Genomic DNA, 11,821 nt, shown 5'->3' on the forward strand with positions numbered 1-11,821 from the left:
CGTCACGACCATGACACCGTTCAGCATCCACATCCCGCAGCCCGACCTCGACGACCTGCGCGAGCGGCTGGCCCGCACCCGGTGGACGCCGCAGCTGCCCGGCGACGGCTGGGAGCGTGGCGTCCCGGCGGACTGGGTGCGCGACGTGGCCGAGTACTGGCGCACCGGCTACGACTGGCGCGCCCGCGAGGCCCGGCTCAACGCGTTCCCGCAGTTCGTCGAGGAGATCGACGGCCTCGGCCTGCACTACCTGCACGTGCGCTCGCCCGAGCCGGACGCGCTGCCGTTGCTCCTGGCGCACGGCTGGCCGAACTCGTTCGTCGAGTTCGTGCGCACGATCCCGCTGCTCACCGATCCGCGGGCGCACGGCGCCGACCCGGCGCAGGCGTTCCACGTGGTCGTCCCCTCGGCACCCGGCTTCGGCTTCTCGGCGGCCCCGCGCACGACGGGGTTCGGCATCGGCTCGGTCGCGGTGATGTACGGGCAGCTGATGGAGCGGCTCGGCTATGACCGCTACGGGACGCAGGGCGGCGACCTCGGCGCGTACGTCGCGCCGGAGCTCGCCCGGCGACAGCCTGACCGCGTCGTCGGCGTGCACATCGACGGCGGGTTCGGCTTCCCGACCGAGGACGACGTGCCCGGCATGACGCAGGCCGAGCGGGCCGAGTGGGACATGATGCAGCAGTGGATGGCCGGCGGCGTCGACCACCACGCGCTGCTGCGGGTCGCGCCGCAGACCTTCGGCTACGGCTGGCACGACTCACCGGTGGCGTTGCTGGCCTGGCACGCGCACAAGTTCCACGAGTTCTCCATGTCCGACCAGCCGCTCTTCGACGTGATCGACCGCGACCTGTTCCTCGACAACGTCAGCGTCTACTGGTTCACCAAGACGGCCGCGACCTCGTCCTGGCCCATGTACGAAGGGCTGGCCGGCGCGGACGGCGGCGGCGCCCGGTTCGAGTGGCCCGAGGGCCAGAAGGCCGTGCCGTCGGGCGTCTACGGCGGCGGCTCCCCGCTGATGCGGCGGCTCGCGGAGGAGGACAACACGATCGTGCACTGGCCCGAGGGCAACCCGGGGCGGCACCACTTCGTCGCGATGGAGGAGCCGGCCGGACATGTCGCCGACATCCGGGCGTTCTTCGCCCAGGTCAGGTGACGCGCGGCGGGTCGGTCGACCGGGATTCACAGGAAGCCTGATTACCCTCGGAGCATGCGTGCCTACTCGCCCCGGCCTGGCGGTGTCGTCCTCGGCCTGCTCGTGTTCGTGGCCGGCGCGCTCGGCACGTGGGCGAGCTGGCGCTGGTTCGTCGACACCGCCGTCGGGCAGCGCATCGACCAGGTGGCCTTCCGCGGTTCCGGCATCGGGAGGTCGACGCTCTGGTCCGGCGCGGAGCAGGTGCTCGACATCGTGTCCGTCCCCTTCGTCGTCGTCGTGCTCGGCGCCGCCGCGCTGATCGCGCTGCTGCGGCAGCGCTGGCTGCTGGCCCTGCAGGTGATCGTCCTGGTCGGCGGCGCCAACCTGACGACCCAGGTGCTCAAGCGCACGGTGCTCGACCGGCCGCGGCTGGCCGAGGACACCGGCCCTCTGGGCAACTCGCTGCCGAGCGGGCACACGACGGTGGCGGCCAGCGTCGCGGCCGCACTGGTGCTGGTGGTGCCGCGACGGGCGCGGCCGGCGGTCGCTGTCGTGGGCGCCGGGTACACCGCCCTCACCGGCGTCTCGACCATGGTCGGCGGCTGGCACCGTCCGTCCGACGTCGTCGCCGCGATCACCGTCGTGCTGGCGTGGGCCGGGCTGACGACCGTCCTCACCGCCGTCAGCAGCCCCGAGAAGATGCCGGTGCTGCCGGTCGGCACTACCCCGACGGCAGTCGTCACGGGCCTGTTCGTGGTCGCGGGCGGCGTCGCCGGCGCCATGGCCGCCTCGGCGCTGCTGCGCACCCGCGACGTCCTGAACACCGCCGGCGCGGTCACCGAGCGGTCCGATCTGGCGACCGCGTACGTGGGCGCCGCGCTGGGGGTGGTGGCGGTGACGGCGCTCGCCTTCGCGGCGATCCTGGTGGCGCACCAGGTCGCCAGCCGGGCGCCGTCGGCCACCGGGAGGATTTCCGGCCGGACCACCACGGCCGGGGTCTCGGGTGCGGCGTCCTAGCAGTTCGCTGCTGTCACAGCAGACTGCCGCACGACGGCGAACACGTGTTCAACGTTGCCCGCCGAACTGATGGTCAAGAGTTGACATAGTCTTCCAAAGAGGGCTACACATCTGCTCCCCAGAACGGCAGACTGACAGAATGACCTCTCGTACACCGGCCGCGAGGCCTGTTTTTCCTTCGAGTCCGTTCCGCCCCGTCGCTCCTCCCCCCGTCCAGAAGTTTTCCGTCGATGACCTGCTCACTCACGATCGTCACGGCCTGGGCCGCGTGGTCAGCGTCCCCGGCGAGCACGAGGTGCACGTCGATTTCGGCACCGCGGTACGCCGCATCGCCCTGCCGAACCCCAAGGTGACCCGGCTCTGACCGGTCGCCTTTCTGAAATAGCCGCAAAACCTCACCGAACGTCCCGGCATCCGGTCGCCCGGCATCAGGTTGTGTCAATATCCGCCATGCCGGCCGGCCGGAGCGGGACGCTAGTCGGCGGCCCGCCCGAGACCGCTGTGCCGCTGCGGGTTCTGGAACGACAGCAGCCGGGTCACCCGGCCGTCCGCGGTCTCGACGATCGCCGCCACTTCCACCTGGTCGCCCACCCAGCCGACGAACCCGGACCGGCCGTTGAGCTCCACCGCCTCGAAGCGGAAGCCGGCCAGCTCACCCCGGTCGCGGATGCCGAGGATGAACCGCGCCACGCGGTCGGCGCCCACGACCGGCCGTAGCGCCGCCCGCACCTTGCCGCCGCCGTCGTTCGTCATGACCACGTCCGGCGCCAGCACCTCGAGCAGGGCGGTCAGGTCGCCTTCGAAGCAGGCCCGCAGGAACCTCTCGGTGACCTCGGCCCGCTGACCGGGGTCGGCGTCGAACCGCGGCCGCCGCGCCCGCACGTGGTCGCGGGCCCGGTGCGCGACCTGCCGCACTGACGCCTCGCTGCGGTCCAGCGACGTCGCGATCTCGTCATACGGGAAGCCGAACACCTCGCGCAGCACGAACACGGCCCGCTCGACGGGCGTGAGCGTCTCGAGCACGACCAGCATCGCCATCGAGACGTCCGCGGCCATCTCGACCGGGCGGGCGGCGTCGGGCCCGGTGAGCAGCGGCTCGGGCAGCCACGGCCCGACGTAGGTCTCGCGGCGAGCGCGCAGGGTCCGCAGCCGGTTCAGCGCCAGCCGCGTGGCGATGCGCACGAGGTACGCCTTGGGCTCGAGGACGTCGCCGCGATCGTCGGCGGATCACCACAGCCAGGTGTCCTGCACGACGTCCTCGGCGTCGGCGACGCTGCCCAGCAGTTCGTAGGCGACGGTGAACAGCAGGCCGCGGTGCCGTTGAAAGGGATCGTCGACCGTCACGGCGCCGGCACCTCGCAGCGGTCCTCGAACCCCTGGCCGGTCGGCCTCAGCGCGGCGTCGTCGCGGTCGCGCAGGTTCTCCAGCGCGAGGGTCGCCGTCAGCTCCGCCGGCTCGGCCTCGCTCGGATCGGCCCGCAGCCGCGCCACCATCGCGTCGGTCACCTCCGATGGCGTGGCGGTCACGGCCTCGGCGCAGGCCGTCACCCGGCGCTCCCGCGCAGTGGCGAGATCGCTGTCGCGCAGCCCGTCCGCGCGGACGTCGCCAGGGCGAGCGCCGTGAGGTCGCGGTCGAGCACGCGCCACCTCTCCGCGCCGGCCTCGAGCCGGCTGAGGATTCGCATGACGTGCGGCTGGTGGGCCGCGGCCGCGATCGGGTCCAGCACGACGCCGTAGCGGCGGCGCAGGAACAGCCGGATCAGCCGGTTGCCGAGGGTGGGCTTCGGTTCCAGGGAGATGCGTGCCATATCCCTGAGACACGCACAGGTGCCCGGTTGTGACATCGGGCTGTGGCAGAGTCGGGCGCTGATGTCCTTCACCTATCCCGAGGTCGGCGCCACCCGCGACGGCGGGCCGCTGCCGGCCGGCTACCACCACGTCCGGGTCCGCGAGCGGATCGGCCACGGCCGGGCCGCGTTCGACGCCGTCGTCGAGGGCGTCGTCACGTTCGAGCTGCACCGCAGCATCGGCCTGCGGGTCGCCACGTCGCAACCGCGCGCCGCCGTGGGCGTCCGCGTGACCAGCACCCTCGCGGGGCTGCTGCGGATCCCCTGCGAGGTCGTCTGGGTGCTCGACGAGGACCGCCGCGGCGGATACGCCTACGGCACGCTGCCCGGCCACCCGGAGCGCGGCGAGGAGTCCTTCGTCGCCGACCTGGACGAGCACGACGACCTCTGGTTCACGGTGACGGCGTTCAGCCGGGCGGCGACGTGGTACGCCCGGCTCGGCGGGCCGCTGACCCGCCGGGCCCAGGCGATCGCCACCCGCCGCTACGTCTCGGCCGCCCGCACGATCGCCGCCGACGCCTCGCGCTGACCTGCCGAGCAGCCGGCTGCACCACGCCGAGGTCACGTACGTGACGTACGCCGAGGGCGGCGCCGCGCCCGCACATCGAGATGATCAGCGGGTGAACGTGACCTGGACCTCGACGATCTGTCCGGTATGGTGTAGGAATCGAATGAGAGATCGTGTCGTCGTCGGCGCGTTCTCGCCCTTCCGGCGGTCGACCACCGGCCCGAAGGGACCACAGACGGCATCGGGTGGAGGCCCGGTGTCCCAGACCAAGTCACATCACGGTCCATGTCGACGAGTGCCGTGGAGTCCGAACCGGCGGGGGTCAAGAAAGAGCCGCCGACCCACCGGATCCGCGGCAACGTTCGGGTACCGGTTGCGGCCCCGGCTCGCTGCGGAGGCCGGGGTCGCAACCTCCCGCACCACCCGCACCCGTCCGAGCCCTGACAGGGCATCCTCGTCGCATGCCCGAACGCGTCCTCACCGTCTCGCCGGAGCGCCTCGGCGGCTGGCTGGCCGGCTTCGCCACCCGGCACGGCACCACCACGCACCGGGCCGGGCCCGACGCCGTCGTCGTGGAGGCAGCCGATGGCGCGGTGGCGAGCTGCGCGGTCCCGTTCCCGCCGCTGGAACCGCTCGACACCGGGGCGCCCTACGGCGGTCTCCTCGCCCACACCGCCCGCGAGCGCCGGGTCGCCGTCCTGCTGGTGCGCCGCGGCGGCTACGCGGCCGGCGTCTTCGCCGGGACCCGGCTGGTGGCGTCGAAGGTGGGCTCGCGGCACGTCCAGGGCCGCACGGCCGCCGGCGGCCAGTCGCAGCAGCGGTTCGCGCGGCGGCGCGAGAAGCAGACCCGCGAGGCCTTCGAGGCCGCCGCCGACGTCGCCGCGCGCATCCTGCTGCCGCACGTGGCCGACCTCGACGCCGTCGTCACCGGGGGCGACCGCGCCGCCGTCGACCACGTGCTCGCCGATCGCCGGCTGACGGCGCTGGCCGGGCTCCGCGACCGCGCCGGCGGCCTGCCGCACCTGGCCGTGCCGGACCCGAAGCTCGCCGTCCTCCGAGCCACGCCGGCGACATTCCGGGCGGTTCGGATCACCCTGTCCGAACCGGACGCCGAGGCGTGATCAGGCCGACACCACCGACTGCGGTCCGTTTGTGGTCGCGCCCTGTGGGCAGGCGTAGGTTAGCCAATGACAGGACCCGCGCCTGACGATGTCGTCGAGAGGAAGCTCAAAAGCATGGCCGCCTATTCTCTGCCGGATCTCCCTTACGACTACGGTGCGCTCGAGCCGCACATCGCCGGTCAGATCATGGAGCTCCATCACTCCAAGCACCACCAGACGTACGTCAGCGGCACGAACACCGCGCTCGAGCAGCTCGAGGAGGCACGCGCCACCAACAAGCTCGACACGGTCAACCAGCTGCAGAAGAACCTGGCCTTCAACCTCGCGGGCCACGTCAACCACACCGTCTTCTGGAACAACATGTCGCCCGAGGGCGGCGACAAGCCCGACGGTGAGCTGGGCGCCGCGGTCGACGAGTTCTTCGGCTCCTTCGACGCCTTCCGCGCGCACTACACCGCGGCCGCGCTCGGCATCCAGGGCTCGGGCTGGTCCATCCTGGCGTGGGAGAGCATCGGCCGGCGCCTGGTCATCGAGCAGCTCTACGACCACCAGGGCAACCTCGCGGCCGGCACCGTCCCGCTCCTCATGCTGGACATGTGGGAGCACGCCTTCTACCTGCAGTACAAGAACGTCAAGCCCGACTACGTGGCGGCGTTCTGGAACATCGTCAACTGGCCGGACGTCGCGACCCGCTTCGAGACGGCCCGCACGAAGACCTCGGGGCTCATCACGCCCTGACCCTGCTCGCGAGGGCGCCGGCAGCCGGCCGGCGCCCTCCACCGTCGGAGGTCCGCGTGTTCAAACCGCCTTCGCAGCCCAGCCGGCGCGCCACGGCCGTCAAGGTCGGCATCGCCGCGCTGTGCCTGGGGTATGCGTCGGTGCTCGCCGGCCTCCTGCTGGGCTTCTAGGCCCTGGCCGCCGCTCGTGTCAGCGGCATCACACCCGGTTCCGTCACGCCGGCCGGGTCTCGCTCCGTCGTCTCGGTGACACACCCGTCCCACACCGAGAGGAACGACGATGACGCAACGGATGAACGTGGCCGCAGTGGCGCCCGAGGGCTACCGCGCGGTGGCCGGCCTGGCCGCGTACGTGAAGGCCAACGTCGACCCGACACTCATGCATGTGATCGAGCTGCGCGCCTCGATCATCAACGGCTGCTCCTACTGTGTCGACCTGCACAGCCGCGACGCGCTGGCCGCAGGCGAGGACTCGCGCCGGCTGTTCGCCGTCGGCGCCTGGGAGGACGCGCCGTTCTTCACCGAGCGCGAGCGAGCGGCCCTGGCGCTGACCGACTCGGCCACCCGGCTGGGGCCCGGCGGCGTGCCCGACGACGTGTGGGACATGGCCGCGAAGCTGTTCACCGAGAAGGAACTGGCCGATCTGCTGCTCACGATCGGCACAATCAACGTGTGGAACCGGATCACCGTACCGACCCGGGCCGAGCCGCCCACGACGGCTTGACCGACGGCGGGGCACCCGCCGACGCCGCCGTCGAGGTCCAGCGGCACCGGCCGATGCTGCTCGGCATGGCCTACCGGATGCTGGGCTCCACCGGCGACGCCGAGGACGTCGTGCAGGACGCCTACCTGCGCTGGCGCGACGTCGACCGGTCCGAGGTCCGCGAGCCGCGCCGCTACCTGTCACGGACCGTGACCCGGCTCGCCCTCGACCGGCTGCGCGAGCGCAAGGCACACGCGAGCTACGTGGGGCCGTGGCTGCCGGAGCCGGTGGCCACGGCCCCGCCGCCGTTCGACCCGCTCGAGACGGTGGAGCAGCGCGACTCGGTGTCGACGGCGACCCTCCATCTGATGGAGCGGCTGGACCCGGTCGAGCGGGCCGTGTTCGTGCTGCGCAGCGCGTTCGACCTGCCCTATGCGGAGATCGCCGGGATCGTCGACCGCACGCCGGAGCACAGCCGCCAGCTCTACCGCCGCGCGACCGCCCGGCTGGCCGAGGATCGCCGCCGGTTCGCGCCCAGCCGCCGCGAGCACGCCGTCCTGCTGGAGCGGTTCCTCGTCGCGGCCCGCGAGGGCGACCTGGCGACCCTGCGGTCCCTGCTGCACGACGACGCGGTCGCCTGGACCGACGGCGGCGGCCGGGCCAAGGCGGCTCGCAACCCGGTGTCCGGCGCGGACCGGGTGGCCCGCTTCTTCGCCGGCATCCACACCCGCGGCCGTCCGCCGCACGAGCTCCTGGAGCTCAACGGCGCCCCCGGCGCGATCCTCACGCTGAGCGGCGGCCCCCAGGTCCTCACCTTCAGCGTCGACGGCGACCGCATCTCGGCGGTGTTCATGGTCACCAACCCCGACAAGCTCCACGGCCTGCGCCTGTTACCGTCGGGCCTGTGATCGCCTCGCTCGCCCGCCGGGGGCTGTACGCGCTGGCCACCAGCACCGAGCTGGAGTCGCTGGTCCGCGCGATCCCGCCGGCCCACGACCTCGCGCTCTCGCAGGCACGCCGGTACGTGGCCGGCACGACACTGGACGAGGCGCTGAGCACCGTCCGGCGCCTCACCGGCGACGGCCTCGCCGTCAGCCTGGACCTGTTCGGCGAGGGCGCGGCCGACGAGGAGGCGCTGGCGGCGACGGTTGACGGCTACCGCGAGGCGGCGACCGCGCTGGCCGGCGTCGGCGGCGACGTGTACCTCGAGATCGTGCCGTCGCACCTCGGGCTCGACTTCGGCCTCGACGTCTGCCGCCGGCACGTGGAGCAGCTGGTCGAGATCCTGCCGGCCGGGTCGCGGCTCGAGATCAGCGCCGAGGAGGCAGCCCGCACGCCGCACATCGTGGACCTCACGGTCGCCCTGGCCGAGGCGGGCGCGCCGGTGCTGGCCACCGTCCAGGCGAACCTGCGCCGCAGTCCCGGCGACGTCGACCGGTTGCTGGCCGCCGGGGTGCCGGTCCGGCTGGTCAAGGGCGCCTACCTCGAGCCGTCCGAGGTCGCCCACCGCTGGGGCGACGAGACCGGCGTCGCCTTCGTCAAGCTGGCCCACCGGGTGCATGCCGGTGGGACGCCGCCGGTGCTGGCCACCCACGACCGCGTGCTGCGCGAGTCCTTGCTCGAGGCGCTGCCCGGGGCCGGGGTCGAGATGCTGCTGGGGGTGCGCGAGGACGACGCCCGCGAGCTGGCCGGCCGCGGCGTCCCGGTGCGCGTCTACGCGCCGTACGGCGACAGCTGGTTCCGCTACTGGATGCGCCGGGTGGCCGAGGCGCAAGGGGCGTGACCCGCGGCCACCCGGCAGCTCCTCGGCCTCAGGCGGGAAGCAGCGTGGCGGTCTCGTACAGCCGGTCGGCCACGGGCTCGCCCTCGTCGACGAACGCCACGAGGTAGGCGCGCAGCTCGCGGGTGAACTCGGCGACGTCGTCCTGCCCGAACCCGGCGATCGACGCCAGGGCGACGACGTCGGCGGTCTCCGCGTCGACGATCGCCTCGGTCATCAGGTCCGGGTCGAGTCCGCAGGCCAGCGCCAGGGTGCGAATGGTCTCGCCGCGCTGGAGGGCGGCCTCGAGGGCCGCGGGGGTGACGCCGAGGATGTGTGCCGCTGTGGGGATCGCGTACATGCCGCCTCCGGGTGAGGGTCGTTCGCTCGTGGGACCGATCCTGTCCGGCGTTGCTGAGAACATCCGGAGACGGTCCTGAGAAACCTGTATGAGTCCGCGGGCTGCGGGTACATGCTGGTCCTTGACGAGCAGCCCACCGAAGGAGCGGCGACGATGCTCGACGAGGCCCGCCAGACCATCGACGACGCCCTGCTGACCCGCATCGACGCGTGGTGGCGGGCGGCCAACTACCTCTCCGTCGGCCAGATCTACCTGCTCGACAACCCGCTGCTGCGCGAGCCGCTGCGGGCCGAGCACGTGAAGCCGCGGCTGCTGGGGCACTGGGGCACCTCGCCCGGCCAGAACTTCCTGTACGCGCACCTCAACCGCGCGATCATCCAGCGCGACCTCGACATGATCTACATCTCGGGGCCGGGTCACGGCGGCCCGTCGCTGGTGTCGGCCGCCTGGCTCGACGGCACCTACAGCGAGGTCTACTCGAACGTCGGCGACGACGAGGCCGGCCTGCGCGAGCTGTTCCGGCAGTTCTCGTTCCCCGGCGGCATCCCGAGCCACGTCGCGCCCGAGACGCCCGGCTCGATCCACGAGGGCGGCGAGCTGGGCTACGCGCTCTCGCACGCCTACGGCGCCGCCTTCGACAACCCAGGGCTGACCGTGGCGACGTGTATCGGCGACGGCGAGGCCGAGACCGGCCCGCTGGCCACGGCCTGGCACAGCAACAAGTTCCTCGACCCCGCCACCGACGGCGCCGTGCTGCCGATCCTGCACCTCAACGGATACAAGATCGCCAATCCCACGGTGCTGGCCCGCATCCCGCGACGCGAGCTCGAGCACCTGATGGCCGGCTACGGCCACACGCCGTACTGGTTCGAGGCCGGCTTCGACGACGAGGACCACCTGTCGGTGCACCGCCGGTTCGCCACGCTGCTGGACGAGGTGCTCGACCACATCGCCACCATCCAGCGCGACGCGCGCGAGGGCACCCTCGACGGCCGGGCGGCCTGGCCCGCCATCGTGTTCAAGACCCCCAAGGGCTGGACCGGCCCGCGCGAGGTCGACGGCCACCAGGTCGAGAACACCTACCGCTCGCACCAGGTGCCCATGAGCGCCGTCCGCGGCAACGAGGAGTACACCCGCCTGCTGGAAGAGTGGATGCGCTCCTACCGGCCCGAGGAGCTGTTCGACGACGACGGCCGGCTCCACCCCGATCTGCGCGAGCTGTCGCCGTCGGGACCCCGGCGCATGAGCGCGAACCCGCACGCGAACGGCGGCCTGCTCACCCGCGACCTGCACCTCCCCGACTTCCGCGAGTTCGCCGTCGACGTGCCGGTGCCGGGCGGCGTCATCGACGAGCCGACGACGGTGCTCGGCCGGTGGCTGGCCGGCGTCGTCACCAGCAACCCGGACAACTTCCTGATCATGGGACCGGACGAGACGGCGTCCAATCGGCTGTCGGCGGCGGTGGCGGCCGGCGGCAAGCGGTGGCTCGGCGAGACGCTGCCCACCGACGACTCGCTCTCGCCCACCGGCCGGGTGTTCGAGATGCTGTCGGAGCACCAGTGCCAGGGCTGGCTCGAGGGCTACCTGCTGACCGGCCGGCATGGCCTCTTCAACTGCTACGAGGCGTTCATCCACATCATCGACGCGATGTTCAACCAGCACGCGAAGTGGCTGAAGGTGACCCGCGAGATCCCGTGGCGGGTGCCCATCCCGTCGCTGAACTACCTGCTGTCGTCGCACGTGTGGCGCCAGGACCACAACGGCTTCTCGCACCAGGACCCCGGCTTCATCGACCACGTCGTGAACAAGAAGGCCGACGTCATCCGGGTGTACCTGCCGCCGGACACCAACACGCTGCTGTCCACGTACGACCACTGCCTGCGCAGCCGCGACTACGTCAACGTCGTCGTGGCCGGGAAGCAGCCGGGGCCGCAGTGGCTGACCATGGACGAGGCGATCGCCCACTGCACCCGCGGCATCGGCATCTGGGAGTTCGCCAGCAGCGACGGCGGCGAGGGCGAGCCCGATGTCGTCCTGGCCTGCGCCGGCGACGTCCCCACGGTCGAGACGCTGGCCGCCGCCGACCTCTTGCGCCAGCACCTGCCGGAGCTGCGGGTGCGCGTCGTCAACGTCGTCGACCTCATGAGGCTGCAGGACGAGCGCGAGCACCCGCACGGCCTGAGCGCCCGCGAGTTCGACGCGCTGTTCACCACGGACAAGCCGGTCGTGTTCGCGTACCACGGCTACCCGTGGCTGATCCACCGGCTGACGTACCGGCACACCAACCACGACAACATCCACGTCCGCGGCTACAAGGAGGAGGGCACCACCACGACGCCGTTCGACATGGTGATGCTCAACGACCTCGACCGCTACCACCTGGTCATCGACGTCATCGACCGCGTGCCCGGGCTGGCCGCCGAGCAGGCGGTGCTGCGTCAGCGGATGGCCGACGCGCGACTGCGTGCCCGCCTGTACACCCGCGAGCACGGCACCGACATCCCCGAGGTGGCCGAGTGGGCCTGGCCCGACGCCCGGGCCCGCGGACTGCCGGCGCGGGCGGGCGAGGACACCGCGGCCGACTTCGAGGCGACGCCGGGCCCGGTGCAGGGCGAGCAGACCGAGGGCTGAGCC

Annotated in this window: 12 protein-coding genes and 1 pseudogene; 9 read left to right on the plus strand and 4 right to left on the minus strand. The window is 72.3% G+C overall.

The window, feature by feature from the left end; translation table 11 throughout:
- The first annotated feature begins 10 nt into the window (after nucleotides 1–10).
- Nucleotides 11–1,156: an epoxide hydrolase family protein gene (locus E1212_RS01500; RefSeq protein WP_131978069.1), complete on the plus strand. Its 1,146-nt coding sequence runs from the start codon at nucleotides 11–13 to the stop codon at nucleotides 1,154–1,156.
- Between the two features lie 54 nt (nucleotides 1,157–1,210).
- Nucleotides 1,211–2,152 carry a phosphatase PAP2 family protein gene (locus E1212_RS01505; RefSeq protein WP_131978072.1) on the plus strand — a complete coding sequence of 314 codons (942 nt, stop codon included), beginning with the start codon at nucleotides 1,211–1,213 and terminating at the stop codon, nucleotides 2,150–2,152.
- A gap of 474 nt (nucleotides 2,153–2,626) precedes the next feature.
- Here E1212_RS01505 and E1212_RS01515 read toward each other — a convergent pair.
- The 3 genes and pseudogenes from E1212_RS01515 to E1212_RS29840 form a co-directional block, all read right to left on the minus strand.
- Nucleotides 2,627–3,496: pseudogene (locus E1212_RS01515) on the minus strand (RNA polymerase sigma-70 factor).
- Nucleotides 3,493–3,657, minus strand: coding sequence for a hypothetical protein (locus E1212_RS29835; RefSeq protein WP_203416144.1), 165 nt, complete (start codon nucleotides 3,655–3,657; stop codon nucleotides 3,493–3,495). The pseudogene E1212_RS01515 and the gene E1212_RS29835 overlap by 4 nt, the downstream one beginning before the upstream one ends.
- A 38-nt stretch (nucleotides 3,658–3,695) precedes the next feature.
- A complete protein-coding gene (locus E1212_RS29840) occupies nucleotides 3,696–3,959 on the minus strand; it encodes a hypothetical protein (protein ID WP_203416146.1) in 264 nt (87 codons plus the stop codon).
- Nucleotides 3,960–4,020: 61 nt separating this feature from the next.
- Between E1212_RS29840 and E1212_RS01525 the strand changes: the two genes are divergently transcribed.
- The 6 genes from E1212_RS01525 to E1212_RS01550 all read left to right on the plus strand — a co-directional run bounded on the left by E1212_RS01525 (nucleotide 4,021) and on the right by E1212_RS01550 (nucleotide 8,850).
- Nucleotides 4,021–4,527 (plus strand): DUF1990 family protein, encoded by a 507-nt coding sequence (locus tag E1212_RS01525; RefSeq protein ID WP_162605251.1) that lies wholly within the window; start codon nucleotides 4,021–4,023, stop codon nucleotides 4,525–4,527.
- A gap of 440 nt (nucleotides 4,528–4,967) precedes the next feature.
- On the plus strand, nucleotides 4,968–5,627 hold the full coding sequence (locus E1212_RS01530) for an acVLRF1 family peptidyl-tRNA hydrolase (RefSeq protein ID WP_131978081.1): 660 nt from the start codon (nucleotides 4,968–4,970) through the stop codon (nucleotides 5,625–5,627).
- A gap of 114 nt (nucleotides 5,628–5,741) precedes the next feature.
- Nucleotides 5,742–6,365, plus strand: a complete 624-nt coding sequence (locus E1212_RS01535; protein ID WP_131978084.1) for a superoxide dismutase — start codon at nucleotides 5,742–5,744, stop codon at nucleotides 6,363–6,365.
- Between the two features lie 279 nt (nucleotides 6,366–6,644).
- Entirely contained in the window at nucleotides 6,645–7,088 is a 444-nt protein-coding gene (locus E1212_RS01540) for a carboxymuconolactone decarboxylase family protein (protein ID WP_203416148.1), read from the plus strand.
- On the plus strand, nucleotides 7,037–7,975 hold the full coding sequence (gene sigJ / locus E1212_RS01545) for an RNA polymerase sigma factor SigJ (RefSeq protein WP_203416150.1): 939 nt from the start codon (nucleotides 7,037–7,039) through the stop codon (nucleotides 7,973–7,975). The genes E1212_RS01540 and sigJ overlap by 52 nt, the downstream gene beginning before the upstream one ends.
- Complete coding sequence (locus E1212_RS01550) at nucleotides 7,972–8,850, plus strand: proline dehydrogenase family protein (RefSeq protein WP_131978087.1); 879 nt, start codon at nucleotides 7,972–7,974, stop codon at nucleotides 8,848–8,850. The genes sigJ and E1212_RS01550 overlap by 4 nt, the downstream gene beginning before the upstream one ends.
- Before the next feature lie 28 nt (nucleotides 8,851–8,878).
- Here E1212_RS01550 and E1212_RS01555 read toward each other — a convergent pair whose 3' ends face one another.
- Complete coding sequence (locus tag E1212_RS01555; protein WP_131978090.1) at nucleotides 8,879–9,187, minus strand: hypothetical protein; 309 nt, start codon at nucleotides 9,185–9,187, stop codon at nucleotides 8,879–8,881.
- A gap of 153 nt (nucleotides 9,188–9,340) precedes the next feature.
- On the opposite strand from E1212_RS01555, the gene E1212_RS01560 reads away from it, so the two are divergent.
- Nucleotides 9,341–11,818 carry a phosphoketolase family protein gene (locus tag E1212_RS01560; protein ID WP_131978242.1) on the plus strand — a complete coding sequence of 826 codons (2,478 nt, stop codon included), beginning with the start codon at nucleotides 9,341–9,343 and terminating at the stop codon, nucleotides 11,816–11,818.
- Nucleotides 11,819–11,821 lie beyond the last annotated feature (3 nt).

It is taken from the genome of Jiangella ureilytica, assembly GCF_004348545.1.
GTDB lineage: Bacteria > Actinomycetota > Actinomycetes > Jiangellales > Jiangellaceae > Jiangella > Jiangella ureilytica.